Raw genomic sequence first — 19,484 nt, 5'->3', positions numbered from 1 at the left:
TTGCGGGGACAAACGATAAGCGCACTTGAATTGGCAGCTGCGGTGGCATTATTTCTTGGCGCAGCCCTGTATGCCTTCCATATTCAGTCGATGGTGGATGGCGGTATATCAGCCGTAGGCAGAATGACTCAGGAGCAGCATGCGGGTGTGATCACCGTAGAGATGACGAACGAGAACAGGAAGCTCATTTATAAGGGAAGCGAAGTATTATTCACACTGCGAGAGGTTCAAGCTGGCGGCTTTAATATGTATGTGGATGGCGTGCTGTTCCGATCAGGCAGTAATCCGGAGGAACTGGATCTTTCGATCATAGATATGGAAGCACGTTATGATGCGGAGTACGTTCGGAGGATCGATGGAGATGTGGAGAGCATCCAGTTTGTAAAAGTGAGGTAACAACAATGTCAAACTCGGTTTCGAAATGGTTTGCTGCCTTTCTGGCCCTTCTTCTGCTGTACTTGGTTCCCGCAGGCGAGATGGCCAGAAGACAGGATGATCTGTCACGACTCGTTGTTTATCAATCCGTTACCAAATTCGTGGACAGTGTTCGTACGAAGGGGTATATTACTCCGATCATGTACAATGACTTCCTGCAAGAGCTGGCAGCCACCGGGAACATTTACAATGTAGAAATGGAACATCATCACAAGAAGTACCACCCGGAGTATGCCGATCCTTCAGATCCTGGAACATTCTTGAACCGCTATTCCGTCATATATGATGCTTATTATCAGGAAGATGTTATGGGCTATCTATTCCCGGAATCGGATGTCGATAAACAGGATGACAGACGCCGATACCGTCTAACGGCCGGAGATCACTTTCAGGTAAGTGTCAGTACTCTGAATCGAACCCCCGGATTGATCATGTTCGATGCGTTGACCGGATCAAATTCTGGTGGAAAAACAGCAATCGCATTCCCATACGGAGGCTTGGTACTGAATGAAGATTACTGATCTTGCCATCGTATTTACCGCCGTGTTTTTCCCCATGTTTATTATCCTGGGCATGCGTGCCGAGAGTTTAGAGGATGTCCGGTACGTAGAAATGAAATACTCGGCTGCTCTGCGTACAGCCGTACAAGACGGCGGGATGATGCTGAATGATAATGAGACCCAGGACAAAGAGTCGGCATATGATTCTATAAAATTTATGCGTGCGGACAAAGAACGAGCGCTGGAGTCCTTTTCCCGGACGCTGTACATTAACATGGGTATCGCGGATGATCCGGCTGCGCAGTCTGCTCTGTGGTGGTATATTCCTGCTATCGTTGTTCTGGATTATGACGGGTTTTATATGTATGTTTCACAAACCTTCACCAACGCGCATGGGGAGGAGCTCATGGAGCACAGATGGACCCCAAAAATCCCTTATTCCTGGAATGATGGCAGCGGAAATAGCATCCAGTTTACATTGGATTCCTTCGTTCAGGTATATGAATCAGGTGGAGGCTCCTCCAGCTGGCACTCCGGCTATCGGGATGATCTGAGTGGCAGGACGGGTATAGCTTTGCTGAAAGATAAGGATAGGTTTGAACAAGTCAGACGGATCACGATTGTAAATAGCGTTCAAGATCAACTTGCTTATTACATACAGCGGCACAACCAAGTGGCACTCCGAAACGGAGTATCCTATACGTTCGCGCTTCCGTTGATATCCCAGGAAGAGTGGGTGAATACCATGGATGACATCGGTATGATGGCGTTTATTCAAGGCATTCCCATGGGCGATCAGTATTATAATAACTATGCCCTTGGAGGCGGCAGACTTGTTAAAGCTCCTGTTTATTTCGGAGGGGTGGATAGCAGGGGACTCAAATATTATTACCGTGATGTCTGTCAATTCAACTATCGCGTGGAAGAAGTGTTCCCGAGTGCCAAGGATGCAGCGGCAGCGGGATATCAAGAGAAAAGCTGTTCGAATCCCGGTGTCCTCTAATCCCTGAAAGTTATGGTTTCTGCCGGGCTCCATGATGTGATACAATAAACTCTTGACTGTGTATATTTCGCTAAATTAACATGAAATAAGTTCATTTTATACAGACAGGAGTTACTATAGCCATGAGTTTATTGACTGTAGAGAACGTATCACATAATTTCGGGGAACGTACTCTATTTAAGAATGTATCCTTTCGTTTGTTGGCAGGCGAACATGTTGGTTTGGTTGGAGCAAACGGCGTAGGCAAATCAACACTAATGAATATTTTGACCGGGCAGCTGTTAAAAGACAGCGGCAAGGTGGAGTGGACACCGAAGATCCGGTACGGATACCTGGACCAGCACACCAAGCTGACACCTGGCAAAACGGTTCGCGATGTGTTAAAGGATGCCTTCCTGCCTCTACTCGAGCTGGAAAAAGAAATGATGGAGATCACCAATAAGATGAGTGATGCTTCTCCTGAAGAGTTGGAGCTGTTGCTCGAACAAATGGGTGAAATTCAGGAGCAGCTGGATATCGGGGATTTCTACATGCTGGACGTAAAGGTTGAGGAGATGGCGAATGGTCTTGGGTTATCCGTCATTGGCCTGGATCGTGATGTTGCGACGTTAAGCGGGGGACAGCGTACCAAAGTATTGCTTGCGAAGCTTCTTCTGGAGAAGCCGAATGTACTGTTGCTGGACGAGCCTACCAACTATCTGGATGTTGAGCATATTGATTGGCTCACTCAATATTTGAAGCAGTACCCATATGCTTTCATTTTGATATCCCATGATACGGAATTTATGAACCAGGTGGTGGATGTGATCTATCATCTGGAGTTTGCGAAATTAACTCGCTATACAGCGAACTACGAGAAGTTCCTGGAAATGGCTGATATCAATAAAAACCAGCATATTGATGCTTACGAGAAGCAGCAGGAGTTCATCAAGAAACAGGAAGACTTCATTCAGCGGAACAAGGCCCGTTATTCCACCTCTGGGCGAGCGAAGAGCCGGGAGAAACAGCTGGATCGTATGGAGCGGATTGACCGCCCGGAGGAAGCGGCCAAACCTGTGTTTAACTTCAAGGAATCCCGTGCCAGCGGTAAAACGGTATTCGAGGGAATCGACTTTGAGATCGGATACGATCGGCCATTGCTCCCCAAAATGAATATCCTGATCGAGCGAGGAGAGAAAATTGCCATTGTAGGCTGTAATGGCGTAGGTAAATCAACGCTGCTGAAGACTATACTTGGCAAAATTCCAGCGCTCTCGGGGAAGACCTATCAAGGGGATTTCCTGGTGCCTGCTTATTTTGAGCAGGAAGTACGTCCAGGGAATATTACGCCGATTGATGATGTTTGGAACGAATTTTCCCATTTGAACCAGCACGAGGTTCGTGCAGCCCTTGCTCGCTGCGGGCTCAAAAACGAGCATATTACCCGTCCAATGAAGGCACTTAGCGGCGGAGAGCAAGCCAAGGTCCGTCTGTGTAAACTTCTGATGCGCGAAAGCAACTGGATTCTGTTTGACGAACCGACGAACCACCTTGACGTTGTGGCTAAGGAGGAACTAAGACGTGCTTTGAAAGAATATAAAGGCACAATTCTGCTGGTTTCCCACGAACCTGAGTTTTACGAGGATTGGGTGACCAAGATCTGGAACGTCGAAGATTGGTCCAACCAGAATTCCTGATTTCATATCAGAATGCCAATCCTGCCCTCAGCCAGGATATATGAAAACCTTGATTAGAATGAATGCATTAGTATTCCATAAGGAGGATGGGCAGATTGCTGCCTGTCCTCCTTTGGTTTATCCGGCACGGTGGACTGTACGGTTTATGGTTTATTTGTGATATGCTAGAAACAACCTGAAATGAACGGAGGAGATGTTGATGGAAGACATGGACTTATCCATCGGGGCATTATTATACGAAGGGGATTCGCATCCATAGCCCCATGAACCCGTGTAATTCCCTTCTGAAGGGGAGTCGTTTCTTAATGAATTCGGATAATAACTCAAGTCGGGGAGAAGAAGTCTTGCTCTCTCCTGAGAAGTTGGTTGTACGGCAGGGCCAGATTGTGTACCGCCCATCCGGACCTTGGACGCCGGCTATTCACTCTTTGCTGAGGCATCTGAAGCAGACAGGGTTTACGTCAATTCCGGATATTATAGGTTCAGGATGTAATGAGAAAGGCCAAGAGATGTTAAGTTATATTGAAGGCGAATTTGTTCATCCCGGTCCTTGGAGCGACGAAGGCATCATCGAAGTAGGACAATTATTGCGTCAGCTTCATGACGCTTCGGCTACATTTAAACCAGAGCCCGGGAGTGTCTGGAAGCCGTGGTTCCTGCGTGAGATGGGTGACAGCGGACTTGTATACAGCCATGGTGATATTGCACCTTGGAATATGGTTACCCGAGACGGGATGCCAATTGCATTAATTGACTGGGAATACGCCGGACCTGTACATCCGCTCGTCGAATTAGCCCGTGTGTGCTGGCTCTTTCCGCAGCTGCACGATGATGATGTTGCGGAAAGAGTCGGTTTGCCGGATGCAAATGCCCGTGCAAGGCAGCTCCGTTTAATGGTTGACGCCTATGGCGTCGATCCGTCCTTTCGAACGGACCTGTTTGATATCATCGTTGAGGTGGTCGTTCGGGAAACGGCAGAGGAAGCGATCGAGTTGCAGGTCACGCCGGAAACGGAAGGCCCACTATGGGGATTGGCCTGGAGGGCGCGGAGTGCGGCCTGGATTTTGCGTCATCGCGATGTACTGGGGAAGGCGCTGAATACAAGGTTGTTTTAGGCTGAAAAAAGTAAACAGCCCATCCTCTTCGGGGGATGGGTATTTCTAATCATGGGTCGTCATCTTAAAACTTCGTGAAGTCTTCTCTTATTTAGAAGATTTGCAGATATTGATCGGAGGAAAATTCATGTCTCGTTTAAACGATAACAGGGAGGAAGTAAATCGTACGCAGCCTCTCTTCATGGCAGCTTCGGAGTCCCCGGACAGCGGTGTAACAGTTCATATGGAACGAGAGGATCGATATTCTAGGCAAGAGCGGTTTACCCCATTTGGAAAAGAAGGTCAGCTTCGCCTCCGGGAGAGCCATGTGCTCGTTCTTGGTGCCGGGGCGCTGGGAAGCGCCGTAGCGGAAACTTTGGTTCGCGCAGGTGTCGGGCATGTAACCATCGTGGATCGGGATTACGTGGAATGGAGCAATCTGCAGCGTCAGCAGCTGTTTACCGAACAGGACGCGATCGATCGATTGCCGAAGGCCGTAGCAGCGGCTAAGCGCTTATCTGCAATTAATTCAGACGGTATCGTGGATGGTATCGTTATGGATGTACGTGCGCCGGAACTGGCGGTACTCTGTCAAGGTGTTGACTTGATGATGGATGCTACCGATAATTTCGGAACCCGGCTGATCCTGAACGACATCGGATTTAAGCATGGAATCCCGTGGATTTACGGAGGCTGCGTCGGAAGCTCAGGCATGAGTTACACATTCTTGCCGGGAGAGACGCCATGCTTGAACTGTCTGCTGGGGACGATTCCCTTGGGCGGTGACACCTGCGACATTAACGGAATTCTTCCGCAAGCGGTACAGATGGTCGCAGCCCATCAAACGATGGAAGCGATGAAGCTTTTATCGGGGCATCGACATGTTCTAAGAAAAAAGATGCTGTCCTTCGACTTATGGCGTAATGAACGGGTGGAGTTTGGCGTAGACCGAGCGAAAAAATCGGACTGCCCCACATGCGGGGAGCATCCAAAATATCCTTACTTGACGGCTGAACACGCGGATAAAAGCGAAGTGTTGTGCGGTAGAGATACGGTACAGATCAGGCCAGCCAGACCCCTGCAGCTTCAATTGGACGAAATGGCCGAGCGATTGAACAGGCTTCATCAAGGAAAGGCAACCGTAACGCCGTATATGATCATCTATCAGGTGAATCCACATCGTTTGGTAATATTCCGGGACGGCAGAACCCTGGTGCATGGCACATCGGATATTGCCAAGGCCAGGTCGCTGTATAATCAATACGTTGGCGGTTAATCTGCAACAATTACTTATCCATAGATCCGTCAACATCAAAAGGAGGAGTCGCACAAGACCCCTCCTTTTGATGTTTAAGCCGGATTATTGCACAATCAATTGAAAACCGTTCTGAATGAAAAACAGATCAGGATGAGCGATATTTTGCGTTGTCAGATTGTTAAATGTTGCCGACCCATTGCCCGTATACGTGTAAATCGCCGCACCTGGATGAGGATTCGAGAATCTTGAGGATGTAATCCCGTCAAGCCCCGTACCGTCAATATGGATGTTGTTAAAAACGATGTTCTGAAAACCGCCGCCATAACCAAGCTGAACGGCACTGCGTTGTGTGTTCAGGATATCGATGTTGGTAAACGTGACATTGCGGATCGCATCATTTGATGCTTCCAGATCGATGGCGCCGCGCTCCCCATCGTACAGGTCTTTACTGGTTCCACTCCCAATGATCGTTGTATCGGAGAACAGAATGCCGGTATTGTTCTGGAAATGGTAACCCGGGAACACGGTATTCATTCGAATACCGGAACCGCCTACGGTGTCAACAATCAGGTTGTGAGTAGCCTTATGACCGCTTCCCCCAAAGAATGCGATAGCTGCCGCACGCCAATTATTTTCGATAGTGTTATAGGAGAAGTTGTTGTTCACGCCCGCAGGTGCGCCATTCACGTTACTCGTCCATACGGCGAGGCCATCGTCTCCGTTATTTCGAATGCTGCTGTTACGTACGGTTGAATGGCTGGTTCCTTGAGCAAAATTAACACCGTCCGCAAGATTATTGCGGATCCGGCTGTTTTCAATGATCAGCCCCTCCGCGATAATGGCTGGGGTGTGCGCATAATCGCCTACCCAAAATCCACACTCAAAATGTTCAACCCACACATTGTGGATTTTGGAGTTGGTGCCGAAGTTATCCATAAATCCCTTGTAGACTGCGTTTTGATTATAACGAGACCGCAGATTTGAGTTGAGGTAGATATGACTGAAATCAAGCTGGCCTGTGATCCGAAGCGAAATCCCGCCAGAAGCGGCATTCGGGTTAGTAAATTGAATATTTGTATGCCAGATGCCAGCGCCCATGATCTTGATGTCATCAATCATATTCCCAACCGAACCGATCTTCCACATGCTCCCCAGATGGAATGTCCCTTCAGGAATGTATAAGGTTTTGCCGTTTGAAGCGGCAGCCTGCACAGCAGCTTCAAACGCTGATAGGTCATCTTGGCCATCGTTCGGCGCTGCACCGAAATCCGTTACGGATACCGAGTTAGCCGGACGGGCGATAGCCGCGGGTACCGGTTCGATTTCGATAAAATCCACGCCATATTCCAGGTTATCGGCATTAGACTTTTGAATCCGGATTTTGTCTCCCGGCTGGAGCGGCGTATCCATCTTCCAGTGTACTTCATCGAACCGGAAGAGAGGGCGTCCTCCCCCAGGCTCATCTGCAGGATGATCGCTGGAGAAATATTGCCAGCTGTAGTAGGAAGTTAATGGAACGGTTTTTTTCTTCGCACCATTCACATAAACGTCGAGCGAGCCGGTTAATCCCATGCCGTTTGATGAGTCCGGCATCGTATAGCGCATAGTTACGCCTGCACCGCCCTCACCTGGTCGAACCGTCCACTCCAGATTGGACCCGTTGGAAGGAAGCGCGACATAACGTTGGCCGGATGCTTCAGATGCTGTGAGCGCTTGATCGAATGTCGGTGCCGTCTTCAGTTGAGCCCCGCCGCCGCGTATTGCATCATCCGTATCGTATCGGGTATATGGCATGCTGGCGCCGCGTGCGGAATATACCGTGAGATTGGCCTGGCTGACGTTGTTCTCCCGTTTGAGGGGGACTTCGTTTGAGTCGGGTGCCACGGTTGTTGTTAATGTGTAGCTGCCGTTGGCTGCTGTCCATGTGCCCGGAATATGGACGGCGGCGGAGGAACCTGCAGCAAGCGCGCCATCATAACTTCCGGTGAAGGACTGAATCGTTGAACCGGCCGGATTTTTCAGAGCGACGGAAATTGCGTGGGATCCGCTTGCCGTGGCTTTGTTGCCCTGGTTTTTAAGATTAACGGTAAAGGCTACCGCATTCCCTGCGACAGGAGTGGCTGGTGACCATTGTACGGTTCCTATCAAATCAGAGCTTGCAACGCTACCAATAACCAGAGGGGATGTATGCGAATAGCTGTTGTTTTCGTTATTCTGTTCCACGATTTCATTATCCTCATCGACCTTCGCACTGACGGAATAGGATCCAGCGGCTTTGGTTCCGGCTTGTACTGTTACCGAGGTGGATGCTCCTGCTGCAAGCGGACCTACCGGGGAGGAGCCTGCTTTAGCGCCATTCAGGTAAAAATTGACCGTCGTAGCCCCAGCTTCCAAGTCCCCAATGTTTTTGACTGTAGCGCTCATTGTAAAGTCATCGTTTTCTATCGGAGAAGAAGGAGTCCAAGACATATCCGTAATGGTCAGGTCCGGATTCTGGGCGGCTCTGCCGTACACTTCGAATTCCGCAATCTGCCCGGCCGGTGCGCCGGAATTGGACGTTATGTTCAATTGTAGACGTTTAACGGTTGCCGTTACGGGAATCGTCACAAAGTTGCCGGACGCGGGATTGAACGCATAAGAATGCGCCGATACCAAATTACTGAAATTCATTGTGCTCTGGTCATGCCCGAGCACTTGTAAGGTTTGGGTGCGCGAACTCCACGCCGGAGACGGATTCAGCTTCAGTACGATGGTGGTGATATCGTGGTCAGTTCCCAAGTCGAGCGTCAGGGTGCTTGGATTGCTTCCGCCTTCCCAGTAGGTTTGGATGTCGTTGTCGTTAGCATGGGTTGCTGCATACGTGAACGTGCTCGAGGAGGCGGTAATCGGTTTGCCGCTCGCAATGTTGTTACCCGTCGGAGGCGTTGGCGGGGAGACTGACGGTCCATAGATCTCGAACTCAGACAGCTGCGCAGCCGGCCACGTCGTATTGCTGGTTACGGTCAGGCGAACATATCGCGTGCTTGTTTCGTCAAAACTGATGGTCACCGAGTTTCCTGTTGTAGAGGGGTTAAATTCATAGTCGGCCGAGTCCACCAAATTGGAGAATGTCGAACCGTTCGAGCTGCCCTGCACGGTTAGCGTTTGTGTCCGTGACTCCCAGGTGGCAGGAAGTTTTAGGACGATCCGGTTGATGCTGGTGTCAGCACCGAGATCGACTTGAATCCACTGCGGGAACGCATGGTTGGTGCTTTCCCAGTACGAACCCGAATTGCCATCGTTAACGTTAGCCGGTCCATAGGTTTGGGATTGACCACTTGCTGTTACAGCTTTGCCAAGCGAGAGGTTGATTTCGCCTGCGGCTGAAACCGGTGCGGGCGGCCCTGCAGCCGTGCATACGATAGAAATCAGCATAGCCATGACAAGAGGCCATACCACGAGTTTGTTGCGCATGTTATTTTCCTCCTCCAAAGTGTGTTCACACCATACTTTCCTTTCCGATTGAACATGCGAATCGGTGAAGATATCCCCCTTTCCTAATCCTTTATCCCATTATAAAAATAGCGCCGCTTCGGAGATAAGATGTAATTCTACGGAAAACGTATGTGATCCGCAGCATCTTTTGGAGTGAAAGCAGGATGAAACAGCCATACTTACATTATTAAGTGTTGAAAGCGGGGGGGAACCCGTGGAGAAAGTAATACTGATCGCGGCAGACAATCAAGATCGGGTCCAGACCGTTATGGAGATTTTGGAACAAGCGGGCTATAGGGTTAAACATGCCATGAATTATTCAGAAGTGGTCGCCGTTTTGCAGCGCTCAGGCGCAGCCCTGCTGCTTATCGACAGCAGATTGCCGGGTATGAGCGAATTCAATCTCGTGGAGCGATTGACGGGCAAAAGTGAACAGATCCCGATCATCGTCATCGGAAATGACGGTTCTGATGAAGCCATTCAGGCATTGGAGGCAGGTGCCCATGACTACATTCCTAATGACAGAGATACAAGGGAGCTGTTGGCGCGGATTGCCAATTTACTGAAACTATTTCAGACTGGTCGCATGGAACAGGAGGAAGTCATCCGAATCGGAGATCTGGTGATCGATCCCCTGAGCCGGAATGTATCCCGAGCAGAAGAAGCGATCGAGCTGACTCATCGCGAATATGATCTGCTGTTGTTTTTGGCTAGAAGGCAGGGGCAGGTATGCACGCGTGAGGATATATTAAAACAGGTGTGGGATTACGATTTTCATACAGGCACCAATGTGGTAGATGTTTATATTCTTCATCTGAGAGAGAAAATCGATCGAGGGCGCAAACAAAAGCTGCTGCGAACGATTCGGGGAACCGGATATAAACTGCTATCGCAGGAAGAAATCAATACTGCAAGCAAAAAAGACCGCCTTCCGTGAGAGGAAGACGGTCTTTGATATAATTCCATAGTAACAATGGAGTAATTAAACTACAGTACGCGACGAGCTTTCAGGTAAGTTTTGCTCCAGTTGCCAGACAGGCTGGAGATTGTTACGCCAGGCTTGCCGTAAGTGTGCAAAATTTTGTTGTTACCCATATAAACGGCAACGTGAGTCACGTTTCGGCCATTTGCACGGCTTCCGCTCGAGAAGAATACCAAATCGCCGGCTCTCAGGTTCGATTTCGATACCGCTTTACCCACTTTGGATTGGGCAGCAGATGTACGAGGCAGATTCACGCCGTATTTTTTGAAGATATGCTTCATAAAGGAAGAGCAATCAAATACTCTTGTAGTGGATGTAGATGCTCCGAATTTATAAGGTGTTCCCATATATTGTTTACCGAAGTTAACGACTCGAGTTCCTGTGCTTACCGATGCGGCTTCTACAGGAGCCGGTGGTGCAACAGTAAGAACTGCTCCTACACCCAAAGTTGCGCTCAAGCTGATTACTACGGCCTTCTTAATCCAATGCTGTCGATTCATGTTGTTATTACCTCCAAGCAGTTTTGTTTTTTGCGATGAACCGAGTATATCAGATTTGAAACCGACTATATTTTGGTTAATCGGCGCAAACCCTTGGGCCGCATGAAATGAAAGCGGATTATTAAAATATGATTAAAAGTTACAAAATATTAAGAAATGGGTGCAAACGATGAGTCGGAAACGAGAAAAAACCCTTGATACACAAGGGTTTTTAACGATGGATTTGATTGTTAACATTACTGTATCAAAGATGACAAAATAGTAATGATTAGCGGTCCTTACTCTGAATAATAAGGAGCAGACCGCCTTCGATCCGGACCGTCCCTTTGTCCTCAGCCAGCTTATTGCTGACTCCGAGAGACTGCCCCAATCGCAATGTGGCATCTTGGAGCGGGTACTCGAATCCTTCGAGATTAATCCCGGTAACTTCCGTAGTCAGCGGCAGCAGGGAGACATATGTAAACCCTTTGTTCTCGACAATGCAGCTGGAGCCTGTCAGGGTAATAAAGTTGTTCTCATCTAATATAGAACACGGAATATGATGTTGGAGTCCGCGAATCAGCATATGGATATTAGCCAGCGTGTGATCAAGGCGCGTCCCTGTTGCTCCGAGAATCATGATGGATTCGGGGGAATGCTCCAGTGCCAGCTCAAAGGCAAGCTCGGTGTCGGTTAAATTTTTATCGATCGGATCACAGTCAATCACCTTGCCGCTCATGGAGCGTACTCGATCCATCTGTTCTGGCGGAATGGAGTCGAAATCTCCAACGGACAGGTCCGGTTTGATCCCATGTTCAATCAGGTAGAGGGCTCCGCGATCAGCCCCTATAATGAAGTCCCCGTTTTGAACCTCATCCAGGAATCGTGGTGACAACTCCCCACCTGTAAAGATCAGGACGCGAGTATGTTTCATTATAATTCCTCCTTTTTCGAGAGAATTGTCATTGTATTCTAGTATAGAGCAGTTTTCATGCTTGCACAATTTTAATAGGCATGGCTACAATGTAGTATGTAAATTGACGGGGGAGCGGGGGAACTGAATTTTGGACATGCATGTGTTTGACGTATTCAGTATCATTGGCACCATTGCGTTTGCCATGTCCGGAGCTTTTGTAGCTATGGAAGAGGAATACGATATTCTGGGGGTTGTGGTATTAGGTTTAGTCACGGCCTTCGGCGGGGGGATTATAAGAAACGTACTGATCGGCGTGCCGGTTACCACCTTGTGGGGACAGGGCGATTTAATCATGCTTGCGATGATTTCAGTATTTGTGGCATTTGTGCTGCCGCTTGGTTTGATTCAGCACTGGAAGAAAACGGAGGCGCTGTTTGATGCGATCGGACTATCTGCCTTTGCGATTCAAGGGGCTCTATACGCTACGCAAATGAATCACCCCATGAGCGCGGTGATTGTAGCTGCTGTGCTTACCGGAAGCGGCGGAGGAATGGTCCGCGATTTATTGGCAGGCCGGAAACCGCTGGTGCTCCGTGATGAGATCTATGCGGTGTGGGCCATGATAGCTGGGGTCGCCATCGGCTTTGGCGTGGCCACCAAGACATGGGAACTGCTTACCCTGTTTGTTGTGGTGATCGTATTCCGGATGCTGTCCGTGCTTTATAAATGGAGGCTGCCCAGAAGGTCGCTGCACGAGGGCCATCCTGCAGCAGCCAATGGAAAAAAAGTCAGTTCAGGTTAATGGATGATAGGTAACGTCATTCATGAATTAGAAATTTCTCGTGAAATGACGATGAATTATAGCGTGAAGGAGAGAGGATTATGGTATCCGTCTTGTTTGTATGTTTGGGCAATATCTGCCGCTCGCCGATGGCGGAAGCGGTGCTGCGACATAAAATTGAACAGCGTGGACTGCAGGAAAAGATTAGCGTGGATTCTGCGGGCACAGGAGATTGGCATATCGGAAGCGTTCCCCATGAAGGAACCCGAAAGCTGCTGGACAGCTGGCAAATCAGCTACGAAGGAATGGTCGCTCGCAAAGTGGTAAGCCAGGACCTCGTCAAGTTCGATTACGTCATCGGCATGGATGATTCGAATGTGGCGAATTTGCGCAAGCTAGCGGGAGGCGATCAGGCCGCGATTCTAAAGTTTATGGATTTGCTGCCTGATGAAAAGCTGCGTGAGGTGCCGGACCCGTACTTCACTGGAAATTTTGATGAAGTGTACCGGCTTATTGATGCGGGGTGTGACATCTTACTGGACAAAATCATGAAAGAAAAGCTATAATCGATTCGAACAAGCGGTGAGTCAACCGCTTTTTTGACGAGAATAATTGAAAGCGATACCAAGAAGAACGGGCTGCTGAACATAAAAGATGAACAATGCACATTCCATAAAAAATGCGCGGTTGTTCATCTTTTTTTAAAGTGAAGCAACAAAGAGCGCATAGCTTGCGCTTACTGTTGCTTCAAAGGTATTCTTTTTTGCCAACTGCTTTAAAGCGTAACACGTGAAGTCCCCAGTGGGACAGGCAATGAATTTTGCTGTAACAGGTCATTTATATTAGCCAACGGATTTTGCCAATCAATCGATTAATCCAGGAAGTACATAAGAGCAGCAGGGAGCTCTTTTTGCCAGAAGCCCCAAAGGTGACGGCCGTCTTTTTCAAGATAGGATATTGTGGCACCCCGTTCTTCCAGCAACGCCTTTGTTGAACGATTTAATTCAACGAAGTTATAGACACCTGTATCGGTTGCATAGTTGTCTTCTTGCAAGCCTACAATCATATAGATGTCGAGCCAGGACAAATCCTTTTCTTCTCTGATCATATTCTGGGACTTCTCATAGAAGGCGCCGGACAAGCTGATGATTCGGGTGAAGAGATGCGGGTAACGCAGGGCCAGATGTACGGAGACGCTTCCGCCAAGGGAGTCGCCGGCGAGTACTCTTTCGGCAGGCTCTTTGCGCACAGGATATTTTTGTTCGACGAAGGGAATAATCTCTTCGGCGAAGCAGGATAGATAAGCGTCGAACCGGTTGCCAAATGGCGCGTACTCCTCGGTGCGAACCTTGGTGTTCACTTCCACGCCTACAATAATGAACGGCTCCACGCCTTCTTCGAGAATGAGCTGGTTGGCCCAAGTCGCGATGCGACCAAAATTGAAGAATTCCTCTCCATCCTGACAGTAAACGACGGGATAGCTGAGAATTTCATTGTATCCGGGGGGAAGGTAGATGCGCAGCGTTCGATTCTCCTGCAGAAACTGGCTTTCAATCACTTCTTTTACGATGGTTCGCTTCAATAAACGTTCATTCGTCATCATTCGTCACCTTTTTCGGGTTAGTTTTTGAAATGCGGTAAACAATAAGTTAAAATTACCCTGACATGTTGAAGTTGGCTGCTGTTCTATGATGTTTGTCATACTGTTATAGTATTATTCATAAACTGTTATACATACAAACGTTAAGAAATGTGAAATTATATCCCGTATTTCTTTGACGAATGGAGTAAAACAGGTGTATAATAATTCTATAACAGCGGAACTTGATATTCAAATATTTATTGAGGTGAAAAAAATGACCAAGGTTCCTTATGAAGTATATACCGAGGAAGTCGATACTCTATCTGTACTTTCCCCGGATGGCAAAATCGTAAACAAAGATCTTCTGCCTGAATTGTCAGACGATCAACTGAAAGAAATTATGTACCGTATGGTATTTACCCGTACTTGGGACGACCGTGCCGTAAATCTCGGCCGCCAAGGACGTCTCGGTTTCTATGCTCCTGTATCCGGTCAAGAAGCAACGATGGTAGGTAGCGAATTCGCGCTTGAGAAAGACGACTTTGTCTGCCCGGGCTACCGTGATATGCCGCAAATCGTATGGCATGGACTTCCGCTTTATCAAGCATTCCTCTATTCCCGCGGACATCAGCATGGCGGACAAATTCCGGAGGGTGTTAACGTATTGATGCCTCAGATCATCATTGGCGCGCAAATCTTGCATGCTATGGGTATCGCTATGGGTTACAAATTGAAGAAGCAAAAACAAGTGGTTATTACGTATACCGGTGACGGCGGCTCTTCCGAAGGCGACTTCTACGAAGGCTTGAACTATGCAGGCGTGTACAAACTGCCAGTTATCTTCTTCGTGCAAAACAACGGCTATGCCATCACAACTCCATTCTCCAAGCAGACTGCAGCATTGTCTATCGCACATAAAGCTGTAGCGGCTGGTATCAAGGGTGTTAAGGTTGACGGCATGGACGTCCTCGCTGTGATCAAGGCTGTTCGTGATGCTGCAGAACGCGGCCGCAATGGCGAAGGCGCAACGCTTATCGAAGCTGTGACATACCGTTTCCGTCCGCATTCCCTGTCTGACGATGCTTCGAAATATCGTACGAAGGAAGAAGAGGGCGAGTGGAACGAGAAGGATCCGATCGCACGTCTTGCGAAGTACCTGGAAGCAAAAGGCCTCTGGACAGAGGAAGATACAGCTCGCGTGAAAGAAGAAGCGAAAGCGAAAGTCAACGAGCAAATTAAAAAAGCAGAACAAACGGAAAAAATGACGGTACCTGGTTTGATCGACAGCATGTTCGAGCAAACGCCGAAGCATCTGGAAGAGCAGAAAGCTGATTTCCAATAAAATGACGGGCCGATGATTGTCAAAGGTTGATCCTGGATAATCATCTGGTTTTGTCATGGCTGCATCAGGTCGGTTTTTGAACGTTTTGACATCGATATATACACTGGAATTTTTAGTGAACTGTATTTCTTAAGGAGGAAATGAAGCAATGGCACAAATGAACATGAAAGAAGCGATTCGCGACGCCATGCGCGTTGAATTGAGCCGTGACCCTAACGTTGTCATCTTCGGTGAAGACGTAGGTAATGTCGGCGGTGTTTTCCGGGTAACGGAAGGCCTTCAAAAAGAATTCGGGGAAGAGCGCGTATTCGATACGCCGCTGGCTGAGTCCGCTATCGGCGGTTTGGCAGTGGGTCTCGGTATTCAAGGCTTCCGTCCGATCGCTGAAATTCAATTCGTTGGATTTATCTTTGAGGCGCTCGACCAAATCGTCGTTCAAGCAGCGCGTATGCGTTACCGTTCCGGTGGACGTTACAACTCCCCGATCGTATTCCGTACGCCATTCGGCGGTGGTGTTAAAGCGGCTGAGCTGCACACCGATGCACTCGAAGGTTTGATCACGCAAACCCCGGGTATTAAAGTTGTAGTACCTTCCAATCCTTATGATGCAAAAGGACTCATGATCGCAGCGATTCGCGACAATGACCCTGTGTTCTTCATGGAGCACTTGAACCTGTATCATGCGTTCCGCGCTGAAGTTCCTGAAGGTGATTACACCGTTGAGCTTGGTAAAGCTAACGTGGTTCGCGAAGGCACCGACGTTACGATTATCGCTTACGGTTTGATGGTTCATACCGCAACGAAAGCGGCGGACGAACTTGAGAAGAACGGAATCAAAGCGGAAATCATCGACTTGCGCACGATCTCTCCAATCGACATCGATACCGTGCTTGCTTCGGTTAAGAAAACCAACCGTGCCATCGTGGTTCAAGAAGCGCAAAAATCTGCAGGCGTAGCCGCAGAAGTTATCGCTCAAATCAACGAGAAAGCGATTCTGCACCTGGAAGCTCCAGTGCTTCGCGTGACTCCGCCGGATACCGTGTATCCATTCGCGCAAATCGAGGACACTTGGTTGCCTACTCCGGCACGTATCGTGGATGCCGTAAATAAAGTATTGAATTTCTAATAGCAGCAATTTCTAGGGAGGTTTTTCAGTTGGCAAAATTTGAATATCGTTTTCCAGAGCTGGGTGAAGGTCTGCATGAAGGTGAAATCATCAAAATGCATATCAAGCCGGGCGACAAAGTAACAGACGACGACATCATCATGGAAGTACAGAACGACAAGGCGGTCGTAGAAGTTCCTTGTCCCGTGAACGGTACGGTTCAAGAAGTTTTTGCCAAGGATGGTCAAGTATGCCGTGTCGGTGAAGTGGTAGCTGTCATCGATGCTGAAGGCGACATTCCTGAGCAAGAAGCTCCTGCTGAAGAGCAGTCTGCGCAAGAAGCTGATGCAGCTAAAGGCAGCGCGGATACAACTTCTTCCCCGGCTCAAGATGCACCGGCTGATGCTAAACAAGGCGGAAACGGTGGAGCAGCTGCACCAGCAGCGCCTAACCGTGAAGTTCTGGCTACGCCAAGCGTGCGTAAATTCGCTCGCGAGCAAGGCGTAGACATTGCACAGGTGCAGGGCTCCGGCAACAACGGTAAAGTGACTCGCGACGATGTTGAAGCCTTCAAAAACGGTGGAGGCCAAGCCGCAGCTCCGGCGCAAGAAGCAGCTTCCGAAGCGAAAGCAGCTCCTGCAGCAGCATCCGCAGCGGTGGACACTCGTGCAGAAGAAGAGCGCGTACCATTCAAAGGTATCCGTAAAGCGATCTCGAACGCCATGGTTAAATCGGCTTACACAGCTCCCCACGTTACGATCATGGACGAAGTGGACGTAACCGAGCTGGTAGCGTTCCGTACCCGCATGAAACCGATCGCGGAGAAAAAAGGCACGAAAGTTACGTATCTGCCATTCATCGTTAAAGCACTCGTTGCGGCTAGCCGTCAATTCCCGGCTTTGAATGCGATGATCGACGAAGAAGCGAACGAAATTGTGTACAAAAAATACTACAACATCGGTATCGCTACGGATACAGACAACGGTCTGATCGTACCGGTTATCAAAGATGCGGATCGTAAGAGCATCTGGATGATCGCTGACAGCATCCGTGATCTGGCTGCTCGCGGCCGTGAAGGCAAACTGTCTCCTAACGAAATGAAGGGCAGCACGATTTCCATCACGAACATCGGATCCGCAGGCGGTATGTTCTTTACGCCAATCATTAACTTCCCAGAGGTTGCTATTCTCGGTACCGGCCGCATCAGCGAAAAAGCGGTTGTGAAGAACGGCGAGATTGTAGCAGCACCTGTTATGGCATTGTCCTTGAGCTTTGACCACCGTATCATCGACGGCGCAACGGCTCAAAACTTTATGAACTATATTAAACAACTGCTCGCTAACCCTGAGCTGCTTGTTATGGAGGTGTAACTAATGGTAGTTGGAGATGCTTCTTTAGATATTGATACTCTAGTCATTGGTGCTGGTCCTGGTGGTTATGTGGCGGCGATTCGTGCCGCCCAACTGGGTCAAAAGGTTCTGATCGTTGATAAATCGGAACTCGGCGGTGTTTGCTTGAACCGTGGTTGTATTCCTTCCAAGGCTCTGATCGCTGCAGCTCATCAGTTCGAATCCGCTAAGCATGCCGATGCATTCGGTATTTCCGTGGAGAACGTAACGGTTGATTTCGCGAAAACACAGGAATTCAAAAACGGCGTTGTCAAAAAAATGACTGGCGGTGTTGCCGGTTTGCTGAAAGGCAACAAAGTGGAAGTTTTCAACGGCGAGTGCATGTTCATCAACGAAAACGAAGCGCGTGTATTCAATGATCATGAATCTCCGCGTTACCGCTTCAAGAACTGCATCATTGCAACAGGTTCCCGTCCAATCGAACTGAAGCCATTCCCGTTTGGCGGACGCATCCTGTCTTCTACCGAAGCATTGAACCTGCCTGAAGTACCGAAGAGCATGATCGTCATCGGTGGCGGCTACATCGGTGCCGAGCTTGGTCAAATGTACTCCAAATTCGGTTCGAAAGTAACGATCATCGAAGGTCTGGACAGCGTTTTGGCTGGCTTCGACAAAGACATGACAAGCCTCGTTACGAAAAACATGAAGAAAACCGGTATCGAAATTATCACAGGCGCTAAAGCTGAAAGTGCTGAGCAAAATGATAAAGAAGTTACCGTGAAATACTCCGTGAATGGCGAAACTAAAGAAGTAACAGCAGATTACCTGCTGGTTACAGTTGGCCGTCGTCCGAACACGGACGGAGAGCTTGGCCTTGATCTGATCGGCCTCGATATGGATGAGCGCGGATTCGTGAAAGTCGACCATCAAGGACGCACAAGCATTCCTCATATCTTCGCGATCGGGGATATCGTGTCCGGTCTGGCGCTTGCACACAAAGCTTCCTATGAAGGTAAAGTGGCTGCTGAGGCCATTTCCGGAATGCCGTCCGTCGTGGATTACAAATGTATTCCAGCCGTTGTGTTTACGGATCCAGAATGCTCCAGCGTAGGTTATACCGAAGCACAAGCGAAGGAAAAAGGCCATAAAGTGAAAGCAGGCAAATTCCCTTACGCAGGTAACGGACGTTCCGTATCCTTGAACCATCCGGAAGGCTTCGTGAAGATCGTGGCTGAAGAAGGAACAGGACTTATTCTCGGAGCGCAAATCGTAGGTCTGGAAGCTTCCAACCTGATTGCAGAGCTCGGTCTTGCTATTGAGATGGGCGCTACGCTTGAAGATGTAGCCTTGACCATCCATGCGCATCCGACGCTTGGCGAAATCGTAATGGAAGCTGCGGAATTGGTTATGGGTCATCCGATCCACATCATTGCCCGTTAATCCAAACGACGTTCGTTTTTCGAGTCATTATATATTCGGCCAGGAGGCAGAGAACGCGCAGGCGGTTT

The 19,484-nt window shown here is 48.8% G+C and carries 17 protein-coding genes; 13 read left to right on the top strand and 4 right to left on the bottom strand.

The annotated features are described in order from the left end of the window. From ACQKPA_RS08930 to ACQKPA_RS08905, 6 genes are all read left to right on the top strand, one after another. Positions 1–396, top strand: coding sequence for a hypothetical protein (locus ACQKPA_RS08930; RefSeq protein ID WP_427491366.1), 396 nt, complete (start codon positions 1–3; stop codon positions 394–396). 5 nt (positions 397–401) lie between these two features. Beyond that, positions 402–956, top strand: a complete 555-nt coding sequence (locus tag ACQKPA_RS08925; protein ID WP_427491364.1) for a hypothetical protein — start codon at positions 402–404, stop codon at positions 954–956. Next, entirely contained in the window at positions 943–1,938 is a 996-nt protein-coding gene (locus ACQKPA_RS08920; protein WP_427491362.1) for a hypothetical protein, read from the top strand. The genes ACQKPA_RS08925 and ACQKPA_RS08920 overlap by 14 nt, the downstream gene beginning before the upstream one ends. 122 nt (positions 1,939–2,060) lie before the next feature. Further along, positions 2,061–3,614 carry an ABC-F family ATP-binding cassette domain-containing protein gene (locus ACQKPA_RS08915; RefSeq protein ID WP_216531097.1) on the top strand — a complete coding sequence of 518 codons (1,554 nt, stop codon included), beginning with the start codon at positions 2,061–2,063 and terminating at the stop codon, positions 3,612–3,614. 305 nt (positions 3,615–3,919) lie between these two features. Further along, positions 3,920–4,729, top strand: coding sequence for an aminoglycoside phosphotransferase family protein (locus ACQKPA_RS08910; RefSeq protein WP_427491359.1), 810 nt, complete (start codon positions 3,920–3,922; stop codon positions 4,727–4,729). A 181-nt stretch (positions 4,730–4,910) separates the two neighbouring features. After that, positions 4,911–5,984, top strand: coding sequence for a ThiF family adenylyltransferase (locus tag ACQKPA_RS08905; RefSeq protein ID WP_427491726.1), 1,074 nt, complete (start codon positions 4,911–4,913; stop codon positions 5,982–5,984). 84 nt (positions 5,985–6,068) lie between these two features. Here ACQKPA_RS08905 and ACQKPA_RS08900 read toward each other — a convergent pair whose 3' ends face one another. Beyond that, on the bottom strand, positions 6,069–9,419 hold the full coding sequence (locus ACQKPA_RS08900; protein ID WP_427491357.1) for a CARDB domain-containing protein: 3,351 nt from the start codon (positions 9,417–9,419) through the stop codon (positions 6,069–6,071). Between the two features lie 235 nt (positions 9,420–9,654). Here ACQKPA_RS08900 and ACQKPA_RS08895 point away from each other — a divergent pair, with 235 nt between their 5' ends. Beyond that, positions 9,655–10,377: a response regulator transcription factor gene (locus ACQKPA_RS08895; RefSeq protein ID WP_427491355.1), complete on the top strand. Its 723-nt coding sequence runs from the start codon at positions 9,655–9,657 to the stop codon at positions 10,375–10,377. 50 nt (positions 10,378–10,427) lie between these two features. On the opposite strand, the gene ACQKPA_RS08890 is transcribed toward ACQKPA_RS08895, so the two are convergent. Together ACQKPA_RS08890 and ACQKPA_RS08885 are read right to left on the bottom strand one after the other, a co-directional pair. Next, positions 10,428–10,922, bottom strand: coding sequence for a C40 family peptidase (locus ACQKPA_RS08890; protein ID WP_071218205.1), 495 nt, complete (start codon positions 10,920–10,922; stop codon positions 10,428–10,430). Positions 10,923–11,190: 268 nt separating this feature from the next. Next, the gene (locus ACQKPA_RS08885) at positions 11,191–11,835 is read right to left on the bottom strand and encodes a thiamine diphosphokinase (protein ID WP_427491352.1); all 645 of its coding nucleotides are present in this window, start codon (positions 11,833–11,835) and stop codon (positions 11,191–11,193) included. A 136-nt stretch (positions 11,836–11,971) separates the two neighbouring features. Here ACQKPA_RS08885 and ACQKPA_RS08880 point away from each other — a divergent pair, with 136 nt between their 5' ends. Continuing rightward, positions 11,972–12,619, top strand: coding sequence for a trimeric intracellular cation channel family protein (locus tag ACQKPA_RS08880; RefSeq protein WP_427491724.1), 648 nt, complete (start codon positions 11,972–11,974; stop codon positions 12,617–12,619). 80 nt (positions 12,620–12,699) lie between these two features. Continuing rightward, positions 12,700–13,164, top strand: coding sequence for a low molecular weight protein-tyrosine-phosphatase (locus tag ACQKPA_RS08875; protein WP_427491350.1), 465 nt, complete (start codon positions 12,700–12,702; stop codon positions 13,162–13,164). Positions 13,165–13,469: 305 nt separating this feature from the next. On the opposite strand, the gene ACQKPA_RS08870 is transcribed toward ACQKPA_RS08875, so the two are convergent. Continuing rightward, on the bottom strand, positions 13,470–14,198 hold the full coding sequence (locus ACQKPA_RS08870; RefSeq protein ID WP_071218202.1) for an alpha/beta hydrolase: 729 nt from the start codon (positions 14,196–14,198) through the stop codon (positions 13,470–13,472). A 256-nt stretch (positions 14,199–14,454) separates the two neighbouring features. Between ACQKPA_RS08870 and pdhA the strand changes: the two genes are divergently transcribed. The 4 genes from pdhA to lpdA all read left to right on the top strand — a co-directional run bounded on the left by pdhA (position 14,455) and on the right by lpdA (position 19,416). After that, a complete protein-coding gene (gene pdhA, locus ACQKPA_RS08865; RefSeq protein WP_113056870.1) occupies positions 14,455–15,522 on the top strand; it encodes a pyruvate dehydrogenase (acetyl-transferring) E1 component subunit alpha in 1,068 nt (355 codons plus the stop codon). Between the two features lie 148 nt (positions 15,523–15,670). Further along, entirely contained in the window at positions 15,671–16,648 is a 978-nt protein-coding gene (locus ACQKPA_RS08860) for an alpha-ketoacid dehydrogenase subunit beta (protein ID WP_009589183.1), read from the top strand. A 29-nt stretch (positions 16,649–16,677) separates the two neighbouring features. After that, a complete protein-coding gene (locus ACQKPA_RS08855; RefSeq protein WP_427491348.1) occupies positions 16,678–17,997 on the top strand; it encodes a dihydrolipoamide acetyltransferase family protein in 1,320 nt (439 codons plus the stop codon). Between the two features lie 3 nt (positions 17,998–18,000). Then, positions 18,001–19,416, top strand: coding sequence for a dihydrolipoyl dehydrogenase (lpdA, locus tag ACQKPA_RS08850; protein ID WP_009589200.1), 1,416 nt, complete (start codon positions 18,001–18,003; stop codon positions 19,414–19,416). The last annotated feature ends 68 nt before the right edge of the window (positions 19,417–19,484 follow it).

It is taken from the genome of Paenibacillus sp. NPDC093718, assembly GCF_050279985.1.
GTDB lineage: Bacteria > Bacillota > Bacilli > Paenibacillales > Paenibacillaceae > Paenibacillus_AQ.
Note: the sequence above shows the minus strand (reverse complement) of the source record. Positions and strands in the feature narration are given on the sequence as shown.

Bases quoted from the DNA above. Each gene is read 5' to 3' on its own strand.
- ACQKPA_RS08925 (WP_427491364.1), top strand. From the start codon at position 402: ATGTCAAACTCGGTTTCGAAATGGTTTGCTGCCTTTCTGGCCCTTCTT.
- ACQKPA_RS08920 (WP_427491362.1), top strand. From the start codon at position 943: ATGAAGATTACTGATCTTGCCATCGTATTTACCGCCGTGTTTTTCCCC.
- ACQKPA_RS08915 (WP_216531097.1), top strand. From the start codon at position 2,061: ATGAGTTTATTGACTGTAGAGAACGTATCACATAATTTCGGGGAACGT.
- ACQKPA_RS08910 (WP_427491359.1), top strand. From the start codon at position 3,920: ATGAATTCGGATAATAACTCAAGTCGGGGAGAAGAAGTCTTGCTCTCT.
- ACQKPA_RS08905 (WP_427491726.1), top strand. From the start codon at position 4,911: ATGGCAGCTTCGGAGTCCCCGGACAGCGGTGTAACAGTTCATATGGAA.
- ACQKPA_RS08900 (WP_427491357.1), bottom strand. From the start codon at position 9,419: ATGCGCAACAAACTCGTGGTATGGCCTCTTGTCATGGCTATGCTGATT.
- ACQKPA_RS08890 (WP_071218205.1), bottom strand. From the start codon at position 10,922: ATGAATCGACAGCATTGGATTAAGAAGGCCGTAGTAATCAGCTTGAGC.
- ACQKPA_RS08885 (WP_427491352.1), bottom strand. From the start codon at position 11,835: ATGAAACATACTCGCGTCCTGATCTTTACAGGTGGGGAGTTGTCACCA.
- ACQKPA_RS08880 (WP_427491724.1), top strand. From the start codon at position 11,972: ATGCATGTGTTTGACGTATTCAGTATCATTGGCACCATTGCGTTTGCC.
- ACQKPA_RS08875 (WP_427491350.1), top strand. From the start codon at position 12,700: ATGGTATCCGTCTTGTTTGTATGTTTGGGCAATATCTGCCGCTCGCCG.
- ACQKPA_RS08870 (WP_071218202.1), bottom strand. From the start codon at position 14,198: ATGACGAATGAACGTTTATTGAAGCGAACCATCGTAAAAGAAGTGATT.
- pdhA (WP_113056870.1), top strand. From the start codon at position 14,455: ATGACCAAGGTTCCTTATGAAGTATATACCGAGGAAGTCGATACTCTA.
- ACQKPA_RS08860 (WP_009589183.1), top strand. From the start codon at position 15,671: ATGGCACAAATGAACATGAAAGAAGCGATTCGCGACGCCATGCGCGTT.
- lpdA (WP_009589200.1), top strand. From the start codon at position 18,001: ATGGTAGTTGGAGATGCTTCTTTAGATATTGATACTCTAGTCATTGGT.